This window comes from Falsihalocynthiibacter sp. BN13B15 (assembly GCF_041205415.1).
GTDB classification, from domain to species: Bacteria; Pseudomonadota; Alphaproteobacteria; order Rhodobacterales; family Rhodobacteraceae; genus Falsihalocynthiibacter; species Falsihalocynthiibacter arcticus.
In genome coordinates, this window is sequence record NZ_JBGFCE010000007.1 from 63,801 (window position 1) to 86,022 (window position 22,222).

The 22,222-nt window shown below is 50.4% G+C and carries 25 protein-coding genes; 10 read left to right on the plus strand and 15 right to left on the minus strand.

Annotated elements, in window-relative coordinates; genetic code table 11:
* Together hemW and AB9F26_RS12945 are read left to right on the plus strand one after the other, a co-directional pair.
* A complete protein-coding gene (gene hemW / locus AB9F26_RS12940; RefSeq protein WP_369768215.1) occupies positions 1-1,161 on the plus strand; it encodes a radical SAM family heme chaperone HemW in 1,161 nt (386 codons plus the stop codon).
* Positions 1,162-1,515: a YbaN family protein gene (locus AB9F26_RS12945; RefSeq protein ID WP_369768216.1), complete on the plus strand. Its 354-nt coding sequence runs from the start codon at positions 1,162-1,164 to the stop codon at positions 1,513-1,515. It abuts the gene before it with no gap.
* Here AB9F26_RS12945 and AB9F26_RS12950 read toward each other — a convergent pair.
* From AB9F26_RS12950 to hemJ, 7 genes are all read right to left on the minus strand, one after another.
* Positions 1,505-2,398, minus strand: coding sequence for a ParB/RepB/Spo0J family partition protein (locus AB9F26_RS12950; protein ID WP_335583926.1), 894 nt, complete (start codon positions 2,396-2,398; stop codon positions 1,505-1,507). The two genes, AB9F26_RS12945 and AB9F26_RS12950, sit on opposite strands and share 11 nt — an antisense overlap.
* A 3-nt stretch (positions 2,399-2,401) precedes the next feature.
* Positions 2,402-3,217, minus strand: a complete 816-nt coding sequence (locus AB9F26_RS12955) for a ParA family protein (RefSeq protein WP_039002868.1) — start codon at positions 3,215-3,217, stop codon at positions 2,402-2,404.
* Positions 3,210-3,836 (minus strand): 16S rRNA (guanine(527)-N(7))-methyltransferase RsmG, encoded by a 627-nt coding sequence (rsmG, locus tag AB9F26_RS12960; protein WP_335583927.1) that lies wholly within the window; start codon positions 3,834-3,836, stop codon positions 3,210-3,212. Before rsmG ends, AB9F26_RS12955 begins: the two co-directional genes overlap by 8 nt.
* The gene (gene mnmG / locus AB9F26_RS12965; protein ID WP_335583928.1) at positions 3,836-5,701 is read right to left on the minus strand and encodes a tRNA uridine-5-carboxymethylaminomethyl(34) synthesis enzyme MnmG; all 1,866 of its coding nucleotides are present in this window, start codon (positions 5,699-5,701) and stop codon (positions 3,836-3,838) included. Before mnmG ends, rsmG begins: the two co-directional genes overlap by 1 nt.
* A 12-nt stretch (positions 5,702-5,713) precedes the next feature.
* Positions 5,714-6,997: a tRNA uridine-5-carboxymethylaminomethyl(34) synthesis GTPase MnmE gene (gene mnmE, locus AB9F26_RS12970; RefSeq protein WP_335583929.1), complete on the minus strand. Its 1,284-nt coding sequence runs from the start codon at positions 6,995-6,997 to the stop codon at positions 5,714-5,716.
* A 49-nt stretch (positions 6,998-7,046) separates the two neighbouring features.
* Complete coding sequence (gene rho / locus AB9F26_RS12975) at positions 7,047-8,318, minus strand: transcription termination factor Rho (RefSeq protein WP_335583930.1); 1,272 nt, start codon at positions 8,316-8,318, stop codon at positions 7,047-7,049.
* Between the two features lie 125 nt (positions 8,319-8,443).
* On the minus strand, positions 8,444-8,896 hold the full coding sequence (gene hemJ, locus AB9F26_RS12980; RefSeq protein ID WP_335583931.1) for a protoporphyrinogen oxidase HemJ: 453 nt from the start codon (positions 8,894-8,896) through the stop codon (positions 8,444-8,446).
* A gap of 404 nt (positions 8,897-9,300) precedes the next feature.
* Here hemJ and AB9F26_RS12985 point away from each other — a divergent pair, with 404 nt between their 5' ends.
* Genes AB9F26_RS12985 through dnaQ form a run of 4 tightly spaced genes read left to right on the plus strand, consistent with a single transcriptional unit; the run spans position 9,301 to position 12,011 of the window.
* Positions 9,301-9,900 carry a nucleoside triphosphate pyrophosphatase gene (locus AB9F26_RS12985; protein WP_369768217.1) on the plus strand — a complete coding sequence of 200 codons (600 nt, stop codon included), beginning with the start codon at positions 9,301-9,303 and terminating at the stop codon, positions 9,898-9,900.
* Positions 9,897-10,733 (plus strand): shikimate dehydrogenase, encoded by an 837-nt coding sequence (locus tag AB9F26_RS12990; RefSeq protein WP_039002877.1) that lies wholly within the window; start codon positions 9,897-9,899, stop codon positions 10,731-10,733. The genes AB9F26_RS12985 and AB9F26_RS12990 overlap by 4 nt, the downstream gene beginning before the upstream one ends.
* Positions 10,730-11,329, plus strand: coding sequence for a dephospho-CoA kinase (coaE, locus tag AB9F26_RS12995; protein ID WP_369768218.1), 600 nt, complete (start codon positions 10,730-10,732; stop codon positions 11,327-11,329). Before AB9F26_RS12990 ends, coaE begins: the two co-directional genes overlap by 4 nt.
* On the plus strand, positions 11,322-12,011 hold the full coding sequence (dnaQ, locus tag AB9F26_RS13000) for a DNA polymerase III subunit epsilon (RefSeq protein WP_039002880.1): 690 nt from the start codon (positions 11,322-11,324) through the stop codon (positions 12,009-12,011). Before coaE ends, dnaQ begins: the two co-directional genes overlap by 8 nt.
* Before the next feature lies 1 nt (position 12,012).
* Here the strand turns inward: dnaQ and secB are convergent, their stop codons facing one another.
* Both secB and AB9F26_RS13010 read right to left on the minus strand, forming a co-directional pair.
* On the minus strand, positions 12,013-12,528 hold the full coding sequence (secB, locus tag AB9F26_RS13005) for a protein-export chaperone SecB (protein ID WP_039002881.1): 516 nt from the start codon (positions 12,526-12,528) through the stop codon (positions 12,013-12,015).
* A 60-nt stretch (positions 12,529-12,588) separates the two neighbouring features.
* Complete coding sequence (locus tag AB9F26_RS13010; protein WP_335583935.1) at positions 12,589-13,074, minus strand: FxsA family protein; 486 nt, start codon at positions 13,072-13,074, stop codon at positions 12,589-12,591.
* Positions 13,075-13,182: 108 nt separating this feature from the next.
* Between AB9F26_RS13010 and AB9F26_RS13015 the strand changes: the two genes are divergently transcribed.
* The 3 genes from AB9F26_RS13015 to AB9F26_RS13025 are packed head-to-tail and all read left to right on the plus strand — an operon-like array spanning position 13,183 to position 15,461.
* Positions 13,183-13,839 (plus strand): Tim44/TimA family putative adaptor protein, encoded by a 657-nt coding sequence (locus tag AB9F26_RS13015; RefSeq protein ID WP_335583936.1) that lies wholly within the window; start codon positions 13,183-13,185, stop codon positions 13,837-13,839.
* Positions 13,840-13,842: 3 nt separating this feature from the next.
* Positions 13,843-14,868, plus strand: coding sequence for a murein transglycosylase A (locus AB9F26_RS13020; RefSeq protein WP_369768219.1), 1,026 nt, complete (start codon positions 13,843-13,845; stop codon positions 14,866-14,868).
* Positions 14,865-15,461, plus strand: a complete 597-nt coding sequence (locus AB9F26_RS13025; RefSeq protein ID WP_335583938.1) for a Smr/MutS family protein — start codon at positions 14,865-14,867, stop codon at positions 15,459-15,461. Before AB9F26_RS13020 ends, AB9F26_RS13025 begins: the two co-directional genes overlap by 4 nt.
* Here AB9F26_RS13025 and AB9F26_RS13030 read toward each other — a convergent pair.
* The 5 genes from AB9F26_RS13030 to hslV are packed head-to-tail and all read right to left on the minus strand — an operon-like array spanning position 15,444 to position 20,786.
* Positions 15,444-16,667, minus strand: coding sequence for an MFS transporter (locus AB9F26_RS13030; protein WP_335583939.1), 1,224 nt, complete (start codon positions 16,665-16,667; stop codon positions 15,444-15,446). The two genes, AB9F26_RS13025 and AB9F26_RS13030, sit on opposite strands and share 18 nt — an antisense overlap.
* 60 nt (positions 16,668-16,727) lie before the next feature.
* Positions 16,728-17,825: an alpha/beta hydrolase gene (locus AB9F26_RS13035; RefSeq protein WP_369768220.1), complete on the minus strand. Its 1,098-nt coding sequence runs from the start codon at positions 17,823-17,825 to the stop codon at positions 16,728-16,730.
* Positions 17,826-17,844: 19 nt separating this feature from the next.
* Positions 17,845-19,152, minus strand: coding sequence for an ATP-dependent protease ATPase subunit HslU (gene hslU, locus AB9F26_RS13040; RefSeq protein ID WP_335583940.1), 1,308 nt, complete (start codon positions 19,150-19,152; stop codon positions 17,845-17,847).
* Positions 19,149-20,225, minus strand: a complete 1,077-nt coding sequence (locus AB9F26_RS13045) for a hypothetical protein (RefSeq protein WP_369755383.1) — start codon at positions 20,223-20,225, stop codon at positions 19,149-19,151. Before AB9F26_RS13045 ends, hslU begins: the two co-directional genes overlap by 4 nt.
* On the minus strand, positions 20,226-20,786 hold the full coding sequence (hslV, locus tag AB9F26_RS13050) for an ATP-dependent protease subunit HslV (RefSeq protein ID WP_039002891.1): 561 nt from the start codon (positions 20,784-20,786) through the stop codon (positions 20,226-20,228).
* Positions 20,787-20,882: 96 nt separating this feature from the next.
* Here hslV and AB9F26_RS13055 point away from each other — a divergent pair, with 96 nt between their 5' ends.
* Positions 20,883-21,794, plus strand: coding sequence for a hypothetical protein (locus tag AB9F26_RS13055; protein ID WP_369768221.1), 912 nt, complete (start codon positions 20,883-20,885; stop codon positions 21,792-21,794).
* Positions 21,795-21,846: 52 nt separating this feature from the next.
* Here AB9F26_RS13055 and trxA read toward each other — a convergent pair whose 3' ends face one another.
* Complete coding sequence (trxA, locus tag AB9F26_RS13060; protein WP_039002893.1) at positions 21,847-22,167, minus strand: thioredoxin; 321 nt, start codon at positions 22,165-22,167, stop codon at positions 21,847-21,849.
* Between the last annotated feature and the right edge of the window lie 55 nt (positions 22,168-22,222).

The following is a 22,222-nucleotide window of genomic DNA, read 5'->3' on the forward strand; positions in this document are numbered from 1 at the left end:
ATGGAAGATTGGCAGAACGGCGGTTTCGGACTCTACGTCCATTGGCCTTTCTGCCAATCCAAGTGCCCCTATTGCGATTTCAACAGCCACGTCTCTGCTGAGGTAGATCAAAAACGTTGGCTTAGAGCCTATTTGGCTGAATTAGACAGGGTTTCCGCCGAAATCGGACCACGCATTCTAAATACAATTTTCTTTGGCGGCGGCACGCCGAGCTTGATGGACCCTGAAGTCGTCGGTGCAATTATCGAGCGCGCTAAGCACCTATGGCCTATGGCAAATGACATAGAAATTTCACTGGAGGCCAACCCCACTTCAATTGAAGCTGGGAAATTTATTGGTTTTCGGGATGGCGGTGTGAACCGTATATCTATGGGATTTCAGGCTCTGAATGACATAGACTTAAAACGTTTGGGGCGCCTTCATTCCGTCCAAGAAGGCAAGCAAGCATTTGATATTGCTAGACAAAATTTCGATAGAGTGAGTTTTGACTTGATATATGCCCGTCAGGATCAAACACTAAATCAATGGAAGGCCGAATTGAAAGAAGCGCTGGAATTGTCCATAGATCACCTTTCTCTGTACCAACTTACGATCGAGGACGGTACCGCCTTCGGAGATAGACTAGCGCGCGGAGGTCTACGCGGTCTTCCATCGGATGACCTCGCATCTGACATGTTTTTTGTCACACAAGAACTTTGTGACGCCGCTGGCTTGTCGGCCTATGAAGTGTCTAATCATGCCAGAATAGGGTCTGAAAGCCGCCACAACCTCATTTACTGGCGCTATGGAGATTACGTTGGGGTCGGGCCCGGTGCCCATGGTCGCTTAACTCTCGGGGGGCAAAAATTCGCGGTCGAAACTTTTCGGCAGCCTGAAAAGTGGCTGACTAGCGTCGAAACGCGTGGCACTGGTGAATCACTGAGAGATACAATTCCCCAGCTAGAGCAAGCAACAGAGATGCTAATGATGGGGCTTAGGTTGGAGGAAGGAATTTCTCTCGATCGATTTGCGTCGCTTTCTAAGAAAACTCTAAGTCGCATAAAAATTGACGACTTGGTCGATATGGGAATGCTTGTTAACAACGGCGAACGTCTCAGAGCCACGAAACAAGGGCGTGTAATACTCAACGCCGTTCTACGCGCGTTATTGGCGGATGTTTAATTGAAGACCGTATGGCTGATACTGGGTATCGCGGCACTAACGCTTGGAATTATCGGAATAGCTTTACCCCTTCTGCCAACGGTGCCGTTTCTACTTCTAGCGGCGTTTCTTTTTGCTCGTTCATCTGAAAATCTCCACAACTGGCTCATTTACCATCCGAAATTGGGAGCCCCCATTCAAGATTGGAACGAGCATGGATCAATCAATATAAGAGCAAAAATCTATGCAACTCTCTCGGTAATTTTCACCTTTGCGCTATCGGTGTTCTTTGACCTTAAGCCATTAGTATTAGGCATTCAGGCTGTTTGCCTCCTATGCGTAATGGCTTTCTTGTGGTCCAGGCCTAGCGCGTAGACGACAATATACGGCAAATTTCGTCTAATTGCTCCAGGGACTTATACTTGATTGAGACTTTACCGCTCTCTTTTCCTGCCAAATGGTCGATCACTGTATCCATCCCTAACGCCGCCGAAAGATCCCCTTCGATTGCCACAGTGTCAGCATCCTTCGAAGCCTTTGGGGACTTTTGATTCTTAGTACTATTGTCCCCAATTTTTACGAGCTTTTCGGTTTGGCGAACGGATAGCCCTTCAGCTACAATTTTTTTAGCCAATTCAGAAGCATTCGGGGCCGTAATCAAAGCGCGCGCATGACCTGTGGTCAGCGAGCCGTCACGAAGTAGGGCCAAAACATCCTCTGGAAGTTGAAGTAACCGAAGGAGATTTGCGATATAGCTTCTACTTTTCGAAAGGGCTGACGCCACTTTTTCCTGTGTATGCCCAAATCTGTCCATCAATTGCCGATACCCAATGGCTTCCTCGACCGGATTCAAGTCAGCACGTTGAATATTCTCGATAATAGCAACCTCCAACACCTCTGTGTCGTCCAGCTCGCGTATAATTGCCGGGACTTTATGCAGCTGCGCGATCTGAGAGGCTCTCCAGCGACGTTCACCAGCGACAATCTCATACAAACCCTGTTTTCTTGGGTTCGGACGAACGATAAGTGGCTGAATTACGCCCTTTTCCGTGATCGATCTAGCCAGGTCCTGAAGCGCCTCTTCGTCAAAATGCCGACGTGGCTGATCTGGATTTGGTTCAATAAGCTCAATTGGAATCGTTTGCTCGGCCCTAACTGGTGCTTCTTTCTCATCTTGCGGCGCAGGAATGTTTACATCCGCCATGAGTGCAGAAAGTCCACGCCCAAGACCGCGCCGTTCATTTTTTTTTTGCACCATGTGTTAAACCTTTGTTTTTAAACTGTTGTGCCTTGAAACAAGCTCTCGCGCGACTTCAAAATATGCCAAGCTCCCCTTGGAGTTCGGATCGTAATCTACAACAGGCATCGCGTAAGATGGTGCCTCGCTGACCCGAACATTTCGTGGAATGACCGTTTTGAACACAAGATCGCCCAAGTTTTCCCGCGCATCTGCTTCCACCATTTGCGATAGATTATTTCTTTTATCGTACATTGTCAGTACAATACCCTCAATACGAAGACCGGAATTTGCGGTTTCCCGGACTTCGCGTACGGTCATCATTAATTGAGACAACCCTTCCAACGCAAAAAATTCGCTTTGTAGGGGAACGAGTACCGAGTGCGCGGCGACCATTGCATTCACGGTTAGTATATTCAGTGACGGTGGGCAATCAATAAGAACATAATCGTAGTCGTATGAGGAAATTGCCGGCTGCCGTAACGCATCGTGAAGCAGAAAACTGCGCTTCTCATTAGCCAAAAGCTCAATATCCGCAGAACTTAGATCTGTAGTCGCAGGGATTATATCCATATCTTCGACGGCCGTAGCCTGAATAACTTCTGAAAGGGACGCATCATGAACTAAGAGATCATAGGTCGTAGAAATTCGCTTTTCGCTTCCAATTCCTAGACCCGTCGAAGCATTTCCCTGAGGGTCCAAATCAACTAGAAGCACCCTGTAGCCAGTTTTAGCCAGTGCTGCTCCCAAATTAATGGATGTAGTGGTTTTTCCAACGCCGCCCTTTTGATTTGCTATCGCAATTATTTTGGGCTGACTGTGACTCAAAGCGTTAGACATTTGTGATAGCTCCAACTCTCAATATCATTGCGTCACTATCTGTCTTACTTGAAATATCTTCCAGTTCAAAATTCCATCTTTTACGGGCATCTTCAACTTCTGACCTGTAGGAAGCCCCTTTGGGAAAAAGCGCAACCCCATTCGGGGCCAGATGCAGATTAGCAAATTCCAAAAGTTTATCCAATGGAGCTAATGCGCGGGCTGAAAGTGTCTGTGCTTCAAGAGAAGGGATATTTTCCACCCTCTGGGCAATAATTTCGAGGCTAATATCCGCCGTTCGCGCTGCGGCCCTTAGGAAGGCTGCTTTTCTCTGATCGCTTTCTACCAAAACGAATTTCAATTCCGGCGACACGTCACATGCAAGAATGGCGGCGACAATACCAGGAAACCCCCCACCGCTACCTATATCCACCCATTTTCCGGACTTATTGCCAAATTCCAACACTTGCGCACTATCTAGAACGTGGCGACCCCAAATATCATCCACTGATTTTTTTGAAATCAGGTTTATTTTAGGGTTCCACTTTTCAACAAGTGCTACGAAATTATCCAATCGGTCCATTGTTTCACGTGAAACATCGAAATGCTGTGAAAAGTTTTTCCGGCCCTCTTGATCCATCAGGCCTTTTTCCGATCTAACTGCCTTGCACGCGCCAAGACCAACGTCAATGCTGCGGGGGTCATCCCTCGAATTCTACTCGCGTGGCCAATCGATTGAGGTCGAATTTCAATTAGTTTAGCCCTAATTTCATTGGACAAACCTGCTAATGACGCGAAGTCTATATTTTCTGGAATTCTAAGGTTTTCATCCCGCTTTACAGCCTCGACATCCTTTTGTTGCCGAGAAATATATACCGAATACAACGCGTCGCGGGCAACTTGAATCTGTATTTCATCGTCAATATCGATCAGATCCGGTTGGAGAGAAACCAAATGCTCGAAATTGACACCCGCAATCGAAAGCATTTCTGATCCCGACCTACGGACACCGTCCTTATTAATATTAACTCCAAGTTCGGCGATCGCCCTCGATGTAACTGACATTTTTTCCAACCGGATAGTTGCCGCTTTCAAACGTTCAATTTTAGCTTCAAAAACACTTCGACGAGCATTTCCGACACATCCGAGTTCAATACCAACAGGCGTGAGTCTCTGATCGGCGTTGTCAGCGCGTAAAGACAACCTGAATTCTGCCCGCGAAGTAAACATTCGATAAGGCTCAGAAACACCAAGCGTCACAAGATCATCGATCATGACGCCTATGTAGGACTCCGCCCTACTGAAAATTACTTCCTCGTTGTCAAAGGCTCGCCTTGCTGCATTCAAACCCGCAACAAGACCCTGTGCCGCCGCTTCCTCATACCCAGTAGTACCATTTATCTGCCCAGCAAGGAAAAGTCCCGGTACATCCTTAAGTTCCAATGTATGTTTTAACGCCAATGGGTCTACGTAATCATATTCAATCGCATACCCAGGCTGAAGGATTGCAACCTTTTCAAGTCCAACAATCGATCGAACATACGCCTCTTGCACATCTTCAGGTAATGAAGTCGAGATTCCATTCGGATACACCGTGAAATCGTCAACACCTTCGGGTTCCAAGAAAATCTGATGCGATTTTTTGTCGGCAAAGCGAACGACTTTATCTTCGATTGACGGGCAATATCGTGGACCTACGCCATCAATATGGCCGCCATACATCGCGGAACGACCCAGGTTTTCGCGAATGATATCATGCGTTTTTTCGTTGGTATGGGTAATGCCGCAAGATATTTGTTTCGCGGACACCCTTTTGGAAAGAAACGAAAACATAACTGGCTCATCGTCACCCGGCTGTTTTTCAAGAATATCCCAATTGATAGATCGCCCATCTAACCGAGGGGGCGTGCCTGTTTTTAGGCGTCCCAACGGCAACCCAAATGAGTCCATTCGCTCTGCAAGCTGAACACTGGGTTTATCTCCCATACGTCCACCTGGCCGACGCACGTCGCCAATATGAATGACTCCGCGGAGGAATGTACCCGTAGTCAAAATAACCGACTTTGATGAGAGTTCGGATCCATCCTGAAGCACAATGCCAGCCACTTTATGGCCATCCATTACAAAATCAATTGCCTCTCCGATGACCACCGTCAAATTCTGGGTTGCCTGAATTTCTTTAAGCATTTCGGTACGATAAATTTTTCTGTCCGCTTGCGCGCGCGGTCCTTGTACAGCAGGGCCCTTACCGCGATTGAGCAATCGAAATTGGATCCCTGCCTTATCGGCAACGCGCCCCATGAGTCCGTCGAGAGCATCGATTTCGCGAACCAAATGCCCCTTTCCCAAACCACCGATCGCGGGGTTACATGACATAACTCCGATCCCACTCAAATTAAGCGTTACCAGCGCAGTTCGGGCGCCCATACGTGCTGATGCATGCGCAGCGTCTGTGCCCGCATGTCCACCACCAACAACAATTACATCAAAATCCGAATGTTTCACGTGAAACACTCCCTATTTACCAAGACAAAAACTGCTAAATATCTCATCCAGCAGATGTTCAACATCAACACGGCCAACAATCGCATCAAGCCGTCTCACCACAGACCGAAGTTCTTCAGCTGCAAATTCGGCCCGTTCAGACCCTTGCAATACCTCAGCTCGCGCCGATTCTAAAGCCCCAATTCCATGCTCAATCGCAATCCTATGCCGTTCATGGGTCGCGGTTACTGCACCTTGTGCACGTTCAGATAGAATACGCGATATTTGGTGAACGAGACTAGAAACACCCTGCCCCGTTTTTCCTGAAACACCTCCATTCCCAGAAAGGTCAGCCTTACCAGAAATGAGAATATCATCGGGGTGCTGAATTAACCCTGGATAGCCAGAATTGTCTACAGATAAAAGTACGCGCAAGTCGGCACTGTTGGCACGCTCAATGGCCCGTTCAATGCCAATACCTTCGACAAAGTCCTCTGTCTCGCGCAAACCCGCTGTATCCAAAATCGTAACCGCCAACCCCTCAAGGTCCATCCGAACTTCGATAACGTCCCGCGTTGTGCCAGCAAATTCTGAAGTGATCGCAGCATCCCTGCCCGCCAGTGCGTTCAGCAATGTAGATTTTCCAGCATTGGGTGGGCCGACGATAGCCACTTCAAACCCCTCACGAATACGCTCAGAAATATGGCTTCCTGCGGATTCGGCTTTCAACTCTTCCTGAACGCCATTAATTAGTTCAAGCACTTCTGGCGTTACATCAATCGGAACATCTTCATCGACAAAATCAATCGTCGCTTCGAGTAGAGCCGCCGAACGGATAAGTTTCCGACGCCACTCCTCCGCTTTTGCGCCCAGCGCACCCGATAGAACTCTCAACGCTTGCCTGCGTTGCATCTCGGTTTCTGCATCGATCAGATCTGCTAAGCCCTCGACTTGGGCTAAATCCAAACAGCCATTCTCCAAGGCGCGACGGGTAAATTCTCCAGGTTCTGCGAGGCGAAAACCCTCAAATTCAGAAAGGGATTTCAAAACCGCGCGGATAATTGCTTGCGAGCCGTGCAAATGTAATTCGGTAATCTCCTCGCCGGTAAAACTTTTTCCCGCCGCGAAACACAAAACCAAGGCTTCGTCCAAAAGCACCTTCTGAGAATCGACGAGTTTCCGAACTACGCCTTCCCGCATTTTTGGAATGCGCGCACCAAAATGGGTAAGCGCCGAATGCGCATCAGGTCCGGAAATCCGAACGATTGCGACGCCAGCTTTACCCGACGCCGACGCAAGTGCGTAGATCGTGTCCATATATACAACCCATTGTTTTAAAACAATAAGTGATGAAAACCAAAAAGGCTCAGGTATTCATCGAATCAAAGAAGTCGGAGTTTGTTTTGGTCTGTTTCAGCTTGGAAATCAGGAATTCAATGGCATCGGTTGTGCCCATTGGATTCAAAATGCGACGCAGAACAAAGGTTTTCTGGAGGTCTATTTTATTCACCAGAAGTTCTTCTTTGCGCGTACCAGACTTCAGAATATCCATCGCAGGGAAGACACGTTTATCAGCCACCTTGCGATCGAGAACAATCTCGCTGTTACCCGTGCCTTTGAATTCTTCAAAGATGACCTCGTCCATACGCGAGCCCGTGTCAATAAGCGCAGTCGCGATAATGGTCAGGCTTCCACCCTCCTCGATGTTACGTGCGGCACCAAAAAAGCGCTTAGGGCGCTGCAAGGCGTTCGCGTCAACACCGCCTGTCAGTACCTTACCCGAGGACGGTACAACCGTGTTAAAGGCGCGACCAAGGCGGGTGATGGAATCCAGCAGGATCACAACATCACGTTTATGTTCGACAAGGCGTTTGGCTTTTTCAATCACCATCTCGGAAACGGCGACGTGACGCGTTGCAGGCTCGTCAAAAGTTGAGGAAACAACCTCGCCTTTCACGCTACGCTGCATGTCCGTCACCTCTTCTGGGCGTTCATCGATCAGCAAAACGATCAAATAACACTCAGGATGGTTTTTCTCGATGCTAGACGCAATATTCTGCAACAAAACCGTTTTACCGGTCCGTGGCGGCGCAACAATCAACGAACGTTGACCTTTACCAATCGGCGCAACCAAATCAATGATCCGCGCAGAGCGGTCTTTTGTGGTTGGATCGTCGGTTTCCATGATCAAACGCTCATCAGGATAGAGCGGCGTCAGGTTATCAAAGTTGATTTTGTGACGATTGCGTTCAGGCTCTTGGAAATTGATTGACGTCACTTTTGTCATCGCAAAATAACGCTCTGTGTCGCCGGGAGCCTTCACAACCCCATTTACCGTGTCGCCGGTGCGCATGGAAAACGAGCGGATCATCTCTGGAGACAGGTAAATATCATCTGGGCCGGGCAAATAGTTTGCCTCTGGGCTGCGCAAAAATCCGAATCCGTCCTGCAAAACCTCAAGAACGCCGTCGCCCGACACTTCCCAATCATCATCCGCACGTTCGCGCAAAATGTGGAACATGATCTCGCCCTTGCGCATAGTAGAGGCGTTTTCGATCTCAAGCTCTTCCGCCATAGACAACAGGTCTTTGGGCTTAAGCGCCTTAAGTTCAGAAAGATTAAGGGTGTTCTCACTCATGGGGGGTACGTCCTTGTCCGGCCAAAGATTTGGCACGCGGGCATTTAGGTTATGGATACAGAAAGCAAACGGCCGGACGGCCGCCTAGGGGCTAAATAGGACGCATCTTTGCTTAAGTCAATATTTTAGAATGGGCGCGCAATAATTGATACGACGATAATAACCATTAGAACCGTCGGAACTTCATTCAGCATCCGAAAATACCGACCGGATTTTACGTTTTCGCCAGCTTCAAAGGCGCGGCGATACTTTGATAGCATTCCATGCACGCCACTTAATCCCAAAACACTCGCAAACTTCGCATAGGGCCATACAGCGCTCCAATCAACAATACCTGGGGTAAGCGCGAGTAATATTCCAAACACCCATGTGGCGATCATTGCTGGGTTTATGATGACCTTGAGAAGGCGTCGCTCCATAAGTTGAAAAAGCGCATCTGTTTCACTGCCCTTCTTAACGCTTTCGACATGATAGACATATAATCGTGGTAAATAGAACATTCCAGCCATCCAAGCGATAACCGAAATTACATGCAGGGATTTCACCCAAGGGTAAATCGACTGGAGAATATCAAACATGGGCACCTCGAGGTTTCATATCCTCCCTATAATAATAATAAAGTATTTATAGAAGGATGATGATTAAGTAGGGGTCGCTCTTTCTGTGGATTATTGATTTCTCCCCAGTTTCATACAAGTTCAGATTCTTTGATAGTCTAAGCGTTCTTGCCTGTGGGTAAGTCCCATTGCGCCATATAATTAGTAGCATTTGAGAAGTTAAAATGTGGATAGCTTGAGTATAGAATGTAGACATCTCTTGCATTTTTCAGTTGTACACCGCGACAAGTTATCCTCATCCACAGTGCATAAATGCTTTGTGAACCTTGACAAACTCAGTGAGATTGCCTGTTTTCGAGAAGAGCCCCAGTTATCAACAATTCAACCCCTGATTAAACGGGGGATTCGCCCACAGGATCGTCCACATGCCCTCTCCACTCATTTTGGCCTCAGGCTCACAAATTCGTGCTGAGATGCTCACGAACGCCTGTGTTGAATTTACCGCGCAAAAGCCGCGTGTGGACGAAGAGGCGATAAAAGCCGCTCTTGTTGCCGAAAAAGCAGCACCAAGGGATATTGCCGATGCTCTCGCCGAGTATAAGGCCCGCAAGGTCAGTCAGAAAAATCCAGATGCGCTGACGCTTGGATGCGATCAAGTTCTCGACTTTAAGGGAGCCATATTCAACAAGCCCACGACCAAGGACGAGGCCATTGCACAATTGCGAGCCATGTCAGGTCAGAAACATCAACTTCTCTCGGCGGCTGTCATCTATCTCGACGGGAAACCCTTGTGGCGGCATGTGGGCGTTGTCCGCCTGCAAATGCGCACTTTATCCGACACCTATATAGAGTCCTATGTAGAGCGGAACTGGGAAGAAATTCGCCACTGTGTCGGCGGATATCAGCTTGAAAAAGAAGGCGTGCGCCTGTTTACCCGTATTGAGGGCGACTACTTCACCGTTCTCGGCCTGCCCCTACTCCAAGTCCTGTCCTTTCTAACCCTACGCGGAGACCTTCCTTCATGAGCGAGACCAGAATTCCCCTCGCCGGCGTCATTGGCGCCCCTATTGCTCACAGCCGCTCCCCTGCCCTTCACGGCTATTGGCTCAAAAAATATGGGATCGCGGGGCAGTACATCCCGATGCACATTGAACGCGCGGACCTTGGGGAAGCGATCCAAACCTTGCCCAAGCTTGGGTTCGTTGGGATTAATGTGACGATCCCCCATAAAGAAGCCGTTCTGGAATTCGCCGACCTTGTTACCGATCGCGCGTCGCTCATCGGCGCAGCCAACACTCTGATTTTTCGCAAAGATGGCAAAGTTCATGCTGATAACACCGACGGGTACGGCTTTATCGAAAACCTGAAACAGGGCGCACCCACGTGGCAACCAAAACTCGGCCCCGCAGCCGTTATCGGGGCTGGTGGTGCGGCGCGCGCGGTGATTGCCAGCTTGCTTGAGGTTGGCGTTCCGGAAATTCTCCTCGCCAATCGCACCAAAAACCGATCAGAAGCGTTGCGAAGTGAGTTTGGGCAAAAGGTGACCGTGGTTGATTGGGTTCAGGCGGGCAACATGCTCGAAGATGCCGCTACCGTCGTAAACACGACGTCGTTAGGGATGACGGGTGGGTCTGAGTTTCGAATTCCTCTAGACGGGTTGCGCAAAGGTACGGTCGTAACCGACCTTGTTTATACCCCGCTGCGCACCAAATTCCTTGATGATGCCGATTTAATGGGATGCCACACCGTGGATGGCTTGGGAATGCTCCTGCATCAAGCCGCCCCTGCGTTTGAGCGGTGGTTTGGCGTGCGCCCCGAAGTTGACGATGAATTGCGCCGCGCAGTTCTAGAAGCGTGAAAAATCCCTTCATACTTGGTCTAACCGGCTCAATAGGCATGGGTAAATCGACAACCGCCCAAATGTTTGCTGACTTGGGGTGTGCCGTTTGGGATGCAGATGCGGCAGTTGCGCGCCTGTATCAAAAGGGCGGATTGGCCGCTGTACCCTTGTCCGAAATCCATTCTAAGGCGGTTGTAAACGGTGCCGTAAGCCGGGACCGCTTGAAGGAGTGGATTGCCACAGACTCTAAGGCCCTGTCCCGCATCGAAGCGATTGTGCATCCGCTTGTAGCTTCAGATCGGCAAGCCTTTGTTGAACAAAATACCGCCAACATCATCGTTTTGGATATCCCTCTCTTGTTTGAGAACGGTACACAAATGCAGATGGACGCGGTTGCTGTGGTCTCAGTCCCGTCAGAAATTCAGCGCAAACGGGTTTTGGCTCGTGGCACGATGAGCGAAGATACATTCAACACAATCCTCTCCAAACAAATGCCCGATGCGCAAAAACGTGCGCGTGCAGATATCGTCATCCCTACCCTGAACATCGACGAGACAAGGCAAATCGTTGCTGATATTGTAAAGCGGATAAAAAAAGGGACGTTCCATGCGTGAACTCGTGCTCGACACAGAAACCACAGGATTTAAGCCTGAAGAGGGCGACCGCCTCGTTGAAATTGGCATTGTCGAACTGATGAACCAATTGCCAACAGGCCGGACATATCACCAATATATTAACCCAAAACGGGATATGCCGCAGGGGGCGTTCGAGATTCACGGCCTGTCGATTGAATTCCTTTCAGATAAGCCAGTTTTTGCGGATATCGCGCAGGATTTCGTGGATTTTGTTGGCAATGACCGCATGGTCATTCACAACGCGGCTTTTGACATGAAGTTCTTGAACGCCGAATTGGGCTGGGTTAACCGCCCTCTCCTACCGATGTCACAAGCGCTGGATACTCTGGCAATTGCGCGCAAACGGTTTCCCGGATCGCCCGCCTCCCTCGATGCGCTGTGCCGTCGATTTGGCATCGATAATTCGTCGCGCACCCTTCACGGCGCACTTCTTGACTCTGAGATCCTCGCGGAAGTGTATTTGGAGCTTATTGGCGGTCGTCAGCCTGATTTCGCCCTAAAAACCAGCGAGCAATCGCAGAATGACGGTTCGAATGGAGATTCTTGGCGTCCGAAGCGGCGAGAAACAGCTTTGCCAAGCCGCCTAACCGAGGAAGAAGCCGCCGCCCATGTTGAATTTATCAACAAAATAGGCGACGGCGCGCTTTGGAAAAAGCTCTGATTTAGGAAACTGGAGCGGGGCTCGCCGCTGCTTCAGCTTGTGCGCGACGAGTAAGTTCGGCACGGTAAAGAGCAAGAAAATCAATCGTTTCAAGGTTTAGCGGTGGGAAGCCACCATCCCGTGTAACGTCGCCAACAATGCGGCGCACATAAGGGAACAACATCCGTGGGCATTCAATCAACAAGAACGGGTGCAGTTGATCTTCTGGCACATTGTCGATGTGGAATATTCCGCCGTAATCAAGCTCCATAAGGAACATTGGCTCGCCAGATTCTTTAACATTGCTGGTGATTTTCAGCTTCATGGAAACTTCGAATTGCTTATCCACAGTCCGTTTTTTCGCATCTAGGTTCACTTGAACTTGCACATCAGGCTGCGAAGCGCTGGTAATACCTTTCTGCGCCACGATATTTTCAAACGAAAGATCGCGGATGAATTGAGCTAAAACTTGCATCGCGGGTGCAGTCGGTGCCGCCGCCGCTGGCGCTTCTGGTGCACCGGTTGTTTCTTCGGTCATTCCTTAGTTCTCCTAAAAATCGTAAATTCTAATTTCATGTATCAGGTTGGTGGGCGACGCTCAATCCTTGGTCCCGTTTGAAGGCGGGTCAATATGGGGCGCATCCGGTTCAACGCGCGCATAATCGCCGTCAATGACTCCCTCTTCGTCGGATTTGTAGCGCGGATTGTTTGAGAAGCCTGACGTGCTAAAGCTCTGAACGTTCATCCGGGACCCGACGAATTTGATCACTAAAGCCCGAAACGGCGGCAGCAGGAGCAAAATCCCGATGCTGTCGGTGAAAAATCCAGGCGTCACGAGGAGCGCCCCGGCCAGCAAGATCATCGCGCCGTTTGCAATCGGAACCGTGGGGTCGCGCATCTCCTGAAAGGACGCCTGAAGCGACGAAAGCGCCATCGCACCCTGCACCCGCATCAAATACGACCCTACAACAGCGGTCAGAATTACGATGCCAATTGTCGGCCATGTCCCGATAATTCCGCCAACTTCGAGAAAAAGTGTGATTTCAATTATCGGAATTGCGATAAAAGCGATTAAAAGCCACATAAGACCCCCTAAGACTTTGCTTGCACCAGTTGTTTCTAGTGCTTCGGTACCTTACATATGTTCTCACAAGGAAAGTTTCCAACTATTTCCATTTTGGACGAGGTTTCGATGAACGGTGGCGGACTGCAACTTCTGGTATTGGCTGGAATCGCGATATTTTTAATTCTCAAGCTGAAAGATGTGCTTGGGACACGCGACGGGTTTGAGCCCCCTCGCGAGGACACCCTTGCGCCGAAAGCTGTCAAAGGGCCAACTTTTTCGGTGATTGAAGGTGGGCCAGATCGAGACATCGTCGATCACACGGACGACGCCGACACAATCGCCGCGATCACTCAAATGAAAAAGATTGAACCAAATCTTTCGATTACAGAGTTTCTAGGCGGCGCACGCGGTGCGTATGAAATGATTCTAATGGGCTTTGAGCATGGGGATTTGGACGATATTGCGCCTTATCTTTCTGAAGATGTTCATCAGAGCTTTGTGGATGTTATCGCGGATCGCGAAGATCGTGGTTTGACCATCGAAGCGCAGTTCATCGGCGTGCGTGACTTGGCGCTTGTTGGCGCTGAATTTGATCCGAAAAGCTCAGTTGGTGAAGTAACGATTAAGTTTACCGGAGAATTGACATCTATTGTACGCGATAATTCGGGTGAAATTATTGAGGGCGATGCGACCACAGTGAAACGTCAGAAAGATGTCTGGACGTTTGCTCGGACCTTAGGTGCCGCCGATCCCAACTGGCAGCTTGTACAAACGGGCGGATAACGCGTGATATCGCGGCTAAAAATAGGACTTGGGGTGCTTCTGGCACCCTTTGTTGTTTCTGAGGCTTCAGCCGAGGCGACCGCGCGTGTTCTATCGTTTGATTCTCTTTCTGGTTGGCATTCGGACAATCACCAAGCTGCCCTTGAAGCGTATCAAGGGACCTGTTCACGGATGGAGGATCAGGAATGGGCCAGCCTTTGCGCGTTTGCCCAATCGAATCCGGATGCAAAAGCTTTCTTTGAGTTGTTCTTTCGGCCCGTCATAATTGAAAACGGGACTCCAACCCTTTTTACGGGGTATTTTGAACCCGAATTAAACGGCGCGCGGTTTCAAGACAGTGTTTATCGCTACCCGTTGTATCGCAGGCCACAAGAACCCTTCCTTAATTACACACGCCAACAGATAGATGAAACGGGAGCGCTGCGCGGTCTTGAGATTGCGTGGGTCGATAATCCCATCGATGTTTATTACCTGCAAATTCAAGGGTCTGGCCGTGTGAACCTGACCGACGGAAGCAGTATCCGCGTGGGCTATAGCGGCGAAAACGGGCACCCAAATCGCTCCATCGCTCAGACGATGATTGATCAGGGGATTATACCTCGTAGCCAAGCTTCAGCTGCGCGGATTCGCGATTGGTTTGGCCGAAACCCAGGTTTTGGGCAGCAGATTCTTTGGTCGAACCCCTCGTATGTCTTTTTTCGCAAACTGTCTCTACCGTCGCACAAGGGGCCGCACGGCGCGATGAGCCGTCCGCTTACATCTATGCGATCTTTGGCTGTTGATCCTCTATACACCACCCTCGGTGCGCCAGTTTGGATTGAAAAATCAGGCAGCCCAAGCCTTCAGCGGCTTATGGTCGCTCAAGATAAAGGTGGAGCGATTAAAGGTGCTCAACGCGCAGATATTTTCTTCGGCACGGGGGAGGTTGCGGGGAAAATTGCAGGGCAAACCAAAGATGGTGGCAGGATGGTTGTTCTGATGCCCATTCAACTGGCATTTGCCATGGCTCCGGAGGGGGCTCAGGAATGAAAAAACCTCGCGGCTTAAGGCCGGATGAAGAAGAATTATGGCAAACGGTTGCCATTCAAACCAACCCCCTTCACCCCATCCGCCAACCACAATCGTTGAGCGACAGAACCGTGCAAGCCACGCGCAAACCGTTGAAAATAAACAAATCAGGGCTACGGGCATTCCATATTGGTGAAACGGCAATCCCGCATGTTAAGGGGCATGCCCTGCTCCCAAGTCTCGCGGACCGTATTTCGCAAGCGCCCGTTCAAATGGATCACAAAACCTTTGGCAAAATGAAAAAAGGCAGGCTCTCGCCCGAAGGAAAACTGGATTTACATGGGATGACAATGGCCAACGCCCACCCCGCCCTAAATCGGTTTATTCTGGATGCATATGCCGATGGAAGACGTCTGGTTTTGGTTGTGACGGGCAAGGGCAAGTACCGTGATGAGCCCGGCCCAATTCCGGTTCCCTATGGGGTTCTCAAGCATCAAGTACCACAGTGGTTGATGATGCCACCTCTACGCTCCGCCGTACTCCAAATCAGCGAAGCCCATCTCAAACATGGCGGCGGTGGCGCCTATTATGTGTACCTACGGCGCCACAGATAACAAAGGCGTGGCACGGAACATTCCGATCCATACCCCAACAATTGCGACGACAAAATAGATCGCAATTCCAATCATTTGTTTTGAAAAATCAATTCCTTGATCAATCAATACCCCCGATAATCCGGGTCCAATCGCCGATGCTGCTACCATAACGGCCGCCGCCATTGCTTTGATTGAGCCAAGGTTACGCGTCCCATAAAACTCGGCCCAAAACGCGGGCAAAAGCACGGACGCCGCCCCTTGGGATAGCCCTAAAAAGGACATAGCGACCGCCATTTCAAACAAGGTGCCGCTTTGCGCACCGAGTATGAATCCGACGATCATCGGGACGAGGTACACGGCCAAGATGCGGGGCGTTGAAAACCGGTCAATCGCCCAACCCGCGGCGATCATCGAAAGGGAGCTTACGACCGTGAAAATGGGGAAAAGTGCCACAAAACTAATATGAGAAAACCCTTTAACTTCGCTAATGTGCACCTGTTGAAAAAAGAATGTCGTTATGAAGCAGGGCGGCCCAGCAATAGCCAAGATCATCAGCCAAAAAAGCCAGTGCTTCAGCGTTTGGTTGCGCGTCCAATCCACACCATTCATCCCCTTGGAATGTTCCATTTTGGCGAGGGATTGTGGAGTTCGTTCGTTACTGAGGAGGGCAAGGACAATTGGAAGAATGATAAAGGTCAAGCCTGCAGCCAAAACCCACAATCCGCGCCACGACATCCACGTCATAAGGAACACGAAAACAATCGGGAGCGCGGCCTCGCCCGTTTTGAAGCCAAGCGAAGCAATCGCCAAGGCCCGCCCACGCGTTGCAACGAACCAGCGCGCCATTGAAACCATTGCAGCGTGCGCCAACATGCCCTGACCCGTGAATCGAAGAGCAAAGATCACGAAGATGAGGGCTGTCGCATTTGGAACCGTGGCCATCGCGAGGCATGCTAGCGCCAGCAGTGCAAATATACCCGCGCATAAAGTACGGATACGCCAACGGTCTACCAAACCACCCGCCCAAACCATCAGGATGGCAGAAGCAGACGTTCCAATAAGATAAATCCCACCCCAAGCCCCATGAGAAAGATCAAATTCAGCGCGTATTGAGCCCGCGAAAATTGCGATGAAATACGTTTGCCCAAAACTTGAAACAAATGCGATCAAAAATCCGGCGGAAAGCCAACGGGCGTTGGCCAGTAAAAAAGAGGGGTAAGTCATACCATAACTTTGCTGTAAGGGAGCCTACCTTGTGGCGCAAAGATCGCGGAGCGAAAAGCCCTAATTGTTAGCGCTCTCGGGTGACAGCACGATACGCGTTAGGTTGTTGATTGAAATCGCAACGCTCGGGAACGGGCCGGGAAGCGTTTTCCCACTTACCGAAAGAACGGCCTCACGCCCTTGAATGAGTTGAATAAACTCAAGCGCTTCGGGATTTTCGAAGGCTGCCAAGTGGTTGCTCTTTTGAATTCCATCCAGAGCCGAGATATCCCAAACAACTGTTTCCAAATGCGCGATTGGCGTTACATCCTGAATATTTCCGAGGCGAGCGGTCTCGCCAGACACGCGCGCCGAGAGTTGCAGAGCGCGGTCACGTGAGGACGTGAAAATCACAAAGAAATCGGGAAGTTTCCCAATGCGCGACGCCTGACTTACGAATAAATCGACATCGAGGTCAGGGGCAATTAAGGCGACCCCCTTGATCATACGCGTGACTGCGCCTTCGTCCTCAATGGCGATGCTGCGCAAGGTTTCCATCGTGAGGGCGGCCCCGAGCGAGTGCGCTACAATAACGATTTCAGAAGCGCCCGCGTCTTTTACAGTTTCGAGAAATTCCAGAAAGCTGTCGCGCGCAGTCAAAACGGCATCGCGATCATGGGCGTATCCAAAAGCACTTCCGGTGCTGGGCCAAGCGAAATGCGTAACAACAGCATTCACTGAAAAATCATTTGAAATTTGAGCAGCACGGTAAAGCCCGTCGCCAAATGTGTTGTAAAAACCATGTACATAGACATACACGCGCTTTTTTACGGGCGATTTTTCTATAATTTGCTTACGCAGGGATGCCTTGAACGCAGTGTCGTCCGCGTAGGTGTATTTCGCCGTAACCGCAAAATTCTTTTCGGGATTAGGTGTTTTACCCAATGGCCATTCAATTTTTCCTGGCTCATGCAGGGGTGGAATGGATACATCATAGCGTACGTAATTGGTGGCGTCCGCGAGTGAACTGTTGAAAGTTCCATCGTTGGTAGGATTGCGCGTGGTGCCCACGTAGATCGGCACCACGGCCCCCACATCGGCGCGACCAGTGTAGCTCAGGTCGTTTTGAATTGCACAACCAGACAAAACGACCAACCATAAGGCAAAAAGAACGCGCATATTTTGAACCTTATTAGTCCTAGAGGACGTATCGACTTATATCGGTCGATTTTGCCAACGCACCAAGATGTTGTTCAACGAATTCGGCGTCGACCACGATATGTTCGTCGGCTCGGTCGGGTGCTGTAAACGAAAGCTCCTCAAAAACCCGCTCCAAAACAGTGTAAAGTCGACGGGCCCCGATGTTTTCAATGGTCCGGTTCACTTCCGCCGCGATTTTTGCAAGCGCAGCGATACCCTCTGGGGCAAAGGTCACGTTCACTTTTTCGGTCGCCATGAGAGCCGTGTATTGCAGGGTTAGTGCGTTTTCGGTCTCAGTCAGAATACGCACAAAATCTTCTTCGGTTAGGGCGCGTAACTCAACCCGAATAGGGAGGCGGCCTTGAAGTTCTGGCAGAAGATCGCTGGGTTTTGCCACATGAAATGCACCGGATGCGATAAATAAAATATGGTCCGTTCTAACAGGGCCATGTTTTGTAGAAACGACGGTGCCTTCGATTAGCGGCAAGAGATCACGTTGCACGCCTTCGCGCGAAACATCAGCGCCCCGCGCGTCAGAGCGTGCGCAGACTTTGTCAATTTCATCTAAAAACACGATGCCGTTTTCTTCGACGCTTTCGAGCGCGCGTTTAACCACGATTTCATCATCCAGAAGCTTGTCGGCCTCTTCACCAAGAAGCACTTCAAAGCTGTGAGCGACGGTTAGTTTCTTACGGGTGGTGCGTCCGCCCATGGCTTTCCCGAATAGATCGCCAAGATTCATCATTGTCGCGCCACCGCCCGGTTGTCCGGGAATGTCGAGACCTTGCATCGGGTTCGAAGTGTCCGCGACTTCGAGTTCAATAATGGTGTCGTCCAACTCGCCGGAGCGAAGTTTCTTGCGAAACATCTCGCGGGTTTGCTCACGGGCATCGGTGCCGGCAATGGCCTCGATCACGCGCTCTTCTGCGGCTTCGCGGGCCTTTGCGCGGACGTCTTCGCGCATGAAATCACGGGTTTGGGTAATAGCGCTATCCATGAGATCGCGAATGATTTGCTCTACGTCGCGGCCAACGTATCCAACTTCAGTGAATTTGGTGGCCTCAATTTTAATGAACGGAGCCTTCGCCAGTTTTGCCAGACGGCGGGAAATTTCGGTCTTTCCGACGCCAGTTGGCCCAATCATCAGGATGTTTTTAGGGTAAACTTCATCGCGCAGATCGTCCGACAACTGATTGCGGCGCCAGCGGCTGCGAAGCGCCACGGCAACGGCGCGTTTGGCGTCACTCTGGCCGATGATAAAACGGTCAAGTTCGGATACAATTTCGCGGGGCGTAAGGTCGGTCATACGGACTCCGAGTAGGGGGGGAAGCGGTTTTTAAGGGGGAAATCGGGAAGCTTTTGCATGAGGGTTGCGCGGATTTGCACCCACCATGTGCCGAGAATTGTAATGCCGCCACCAAGCAAGAGCAGAGTAGCAACGATAGAGATATCGCCGTCGGAGGAGTTTTGAATGGCCATAGAAATAAGGATCGCAATGTACCCAATTCCAGCGGTCAAAAAAGAGCGTCGGTCGATGATCAAAGCCAAGATTGTTACCAGCACGAGAGCGAGAGCCGTGAGCAATGCGCCCAAGGTACCACCCAGATTAAAAAGCGATAGCGCGATCACATTCACAAGGGCAGGGGCGGCCAATATGTGCAGCCAAAAGGCTGAAGATGCGTAGCGGCTGATGCGATAGGGGTCTTTTAGATCAAACCAAATACCGCCCGCAAATGCCAGAAGGCCGAAGATTAGCGATCCATAAGCCATGGCCGATCCTGCGCCCAAATCAAACAGCGACGTGGGTAAATCAAAGATGAAGCGCCGGTCGTCAGACACTATTCCTGCAATAGAAAGGACGCTGACAATTCCAAAAACACCAAGGACGAACATCGAAAACGGGAGTTTGAAATAGGAGAAATACCAAGCCATGCCCACCATGCCGACAAGGCCAATCGTTAATCCTTGGCTCGCATTTGGTGTGGTTGCTCCCGAAATCCCAAGGAAAGTTACCGTCGAGACGGCCAGAAACAAGCCAAATCCGGCAGATAACGCGATACTTGGCAGGCTCATGCGGCGTTTTTTCGTGAAGTAGATCGCGAAAAGTGCCGTGAGGACGACGCCCACTATCGGCACGAAAACCCCGCCGCCAATTAGCCATGTGATCGCCAGCAGGCCCGAGAATAACAGGCCCAAGCCGACGGTCACAAAAATTTCAGAGAAGCCACGAAAAAACTCGAACGGCTCGTCTTCTCCGGAGAGGAAATCGCGCACGCCCTGACGCGATTGGGCCATGGTGATCAATTTCGACGCTTGCACTTCGTTGAGGACACCAGCGGCCACTGCGGCGCGCACATCATCTAGGGTCAACTCGGCCATTTATACAGCTTCGATGGTTTCAACGGTCAATTTACCGTTGGTATAAACACAAATATCGGCCGCGATGGACATCGCCTTGCGCGCAATCGCTTCGGCGTCCAGATCAGAATCCATCAGAGCCCGCGCAGCCGCGAGTGCAAAGTTCCCGCCTGATCCGATGGCGGCTACGTTATGTTCTGGCTCCAACACATCGCCCGCTCCCGTGATAACCAAAATATCGGTACCATCTGTCACGATCAGCATCGCTTCGAGTTTTTGCAGGTATTTGTCGGTGCGCCAGTCCTTTGCCAACTCCACACTAGCACGCGCCAATTGTCCGGGGGTTGCTTCGAGTTTGGCCTCAAGCCGCTCAAGAAGCGTAAACGCGTCCGCCGTAGAACCGGCAAACCCAGCCACAACATCATGTCCACCGGGCGACAAACGCCGCACTTTGCGCGCAGTCCCTTTGATAACTGTGGGTCCAAGACTGACTTGTCCGTCCCCCGCAATCACAACTTTACCGTCTTTTTTCACACCGATGATTGTGGTGCCGTGCCACCCTGGAAATTGATCGTCTGACATAAAACCCCTCGTCGTTTCTAGGTATATGGCCGTCTAGGGGCTATCCCACAAGTTCTTTGCTTGGAAATATTCCGAAGGCGACCTAAGTTCTGCAGCATGGACTCCTTGAAAACGCTACATATCTTCCTCGAAGAGGGCTTTAAAAAAAGCGCTGAAAATGGTGCCCACAATCTCATGAACCGCATTGAAACAGCGATGTCGAGTGTTGGGGTATCGGTCGATTACCATTTGAACACGGCCAAAAATAGAAATGCGTCGCAGGATTTTCAAGGGTATTCACTGTTTCACATGGAGGATCCCTTCCATGATCGCGCACTTAATCTTCGGCGGGCGTATTTCTATCCATTTTGGCGCATTGAGAAAGTTGCCGAACGGTGGAATTTTCGGGTCGCAGGTATACCTTACCCCGCCGACAAACAAGAGTCCAACATGGCAAAAACGTTCGCAAACTCGATGCGGAAGCGGCATTTTGGCGATCAGCCTGTCACCCGTGAGGGGCATATTTTCATGCCATTGCAGGGTAAAATTTCGAAACACCGAAGCTTTCAATCCTGCTCGCCGCTTGAGATGATTGAACAAACACTTGCCACTGATGCAACTCGCTCTGTGATCGCCAGTCTGCACCCCAATGAGGCCTATTCTGAAGGTGATTTGGCGCGTTTGCGTGCCTTGGAAGGTAAACACACTCGGTTTCGGTTAAGCGACACGCCGTCAGACGCGCTTTTGGCGTCCTGCGATTATGTTGTGACCCAAAATTCATCGGTCGCGCTAAAAGGGTTTTTCCTGCAGAAGCCAGCCGTTTTGTTTGCCCAGATTGATTTTCACCACATCGCAGGAAACGTGGGTCGCGTTGGGTTGGAGGCCGCGTTTCGACATGTGCACCAACCCGCGCAGAGTTATGACAGCTATCTCCTGTGGTTTCTGCGTAAAACCGCGATCAATGCAGGAAATGAAAATGCAGAAGCGCGCATTTTGGCCGCGATGCGAAAAAGTGGCTGGGAACTTTAACGAAAATGGGCGCCCAAACGGACGCCCAATTAATACTCGAATTCAAGAAGGCTTAAAGTGCTTCGTCAATCCAGCTCTTCAATGCTGCTTTAGGGGCAGCGCCAACTTTGTTGGAGAAAACTTCGCCGTTTTTAAACAGGAACAATGCCGGAATCCCGCGCACGCCCATTTGACCAGGGGACTGTGGGTTTTCATCGACATTTACTTTAACGACTTTGATTTTGTCGCCGTATTCGGCGGAAAGCTCCTCAAGAGCAGGGCCGATTTGTTTACATGGACCACACCATTCCGCCCAAAAATCTACAACAACAGGGACGGTAGACTGGCGGACTTCGGCGTCAAAAGTTTGGTCGGTTACGGCAACTGTAGCCATCGGCTCTCTCCTAGAGGAAATTTGTTAGGTCTCAAACCTAGGTACGCGGCGCGGC

What these genes read in the sequence shown, in the direction of transcription:
- secB (WP_039002881.1), bottom strand. Translation starts at nt 12,528, where the DNA reads ATGACCGAAGAAACAACCGGTGCACCAGAAGCGCCAGCGGCGGCGGCA.
- AB9F26_RS12955 (WP_039002868.1), bottom strand. Translation starts at nt 3,217, where the DNA reads ATGTCTAACGCTTTGAGTCACAGTCAGCCCAAAATAATTGCGATAGCA.
- AB9F26_RS13055 (WP_369768221.1), top strand. Translation starts at nt 20,883, where the DNA reads ATGGACTCCTTGAAAACGCTACATATCTTCCTCGAAGAGGGCTTTAAA.
- AB9F26_RS13025 (WP_335583938.1), top strand. Translation starts at nt 14,865, where the DNA reads ATGAAAAAACCTCGCGGCTTAAGGCCGGATGAAGAAGAATTATGGCAA.
- AB9F26_RS13010 (WP_335583935.1), bottom strand. Translation starts at nt 13,074, where the DNA reads ATGTGGCTTTTAATCGCTTTTATCGCAATTCCGATAATTGAAATCACA.
- AB9F26_RS12985 (WP_369768217.1), top strand. Translation starts at nt 9,301, where the DNA reads ATGCCCTCTCCACTCATTTTGGCCTCAGGCTCACAAATTCGTGCTGAG.
- AB9F26_RS13030 (WP_335583939.1), bottom strand. Translation starts at nt 16,667, where the DNA reads ATGACTTACCCCTCTTTTTTACTGGCCAACGCCCGTTGGCTTTCCGCC.
- hemW (WP_369768215.1), top strand. Translation starts at nt 1, where the DNA reads ATGGAAGATTGGCAGAACGGCGGTTTCGGACTCTACGTCCATTGGCCT.
- AB9F26_RS12950 (WP_335583926.1), bottom strand. Translation starts at nt 2,398, where the DNA reads ATGGTGCAAAAAAAAAATGAACGGCGCGGTCTTGGGCGTGGACTTTCT.
- AB9F26_RS12990 (WP_039002877.1), top strand. Translation starts at nt 9,897, where the DNA reads ATGAGCGAGACCAGAATTCCCCTCGCCGGCGTCATTGGCGCCCCTATT.
- rsmG (WP_335583927.1), bottom strand. Translation starts at nt 3,836, where the DNA reads ATGGATCAAGAGGGCCGGAAAAACTTTTCACAGCATTTCGATGTTTCA.
- hemJ (WP_335583931.1), bottom strand. Translation starts at nt 8,896, where the DNA reads ATGTTTGATATTCTCCAGTCGATTTACCCTTGGGTGAAATCCCTGCAT.
- mnmE (WP_335583929.1), bottom strand. Translation starts at nt 6,997, where the DNA reads ATGGACACGATCTACGCACTTGCGTCGGCGTCGGGTAAAGCTGGCGTC.
- dnaQ (WP_039002880.1), top strand. Translation starts at nt 11,322, where the DNA reads ATGCGTGAACTCGTGCTCGACACAGAAACCACAGGATTTAAGCCTGAA.
- trxA (WP_039002893.1), bottom strand. Translation starts at nt 22,167, where the DNA reads ATGGCTACAGTTGCCGTAACCGACCAAACTTTTGACGCCGAAGTCCGC.
- AB9F26_RS13035 (WP_369768220.1), bottom strand. Translation starts at nt 17,825, where the DNA reads ATGCGCGTTCTTTTTGCCTTATGGTTGGTCGTTTTGTCTGGTTGTGCA.
- hslV (WP_039002891.1), bottom strand. Translation starts at nt 20,786, where the DNA reads ATGTCAGACGATCAATTTCCAGGGTGGCACGGCACCACAATCATCGGT.
- hslU (WP_335583940.1), bottom strand. Translation starts at nt 19,152, where the DNA reads ATGACCGACCTTACGCCCCGCGAAATTGTATCCGAACTTGACCGTTTT.
- AB9F26_RS13045 (WP_369755383.1), bottom strand. Translation starts at nt 20,225, where the DNA reads ATGGCCGAGTTGACCCTAGATGATGTGCGCGCCGCAGTGGCCGCTGGT.
- AB9F26_RS13015 (WP_335583936.1), top strand. Translation starts at nt 13,183, where the DNA reads ATGAACGGTGGCGGACTGCAACTTCTGGTATTGGCTGGAATCGCGATA.
- rho (WP_335583930.1), bottom strand. Translation starts at nt 8,318, where the DNA reads ATGAGTGAGAACACCCTTAATCTTTCTGAACTTAAGGCGCTTAAGCCC.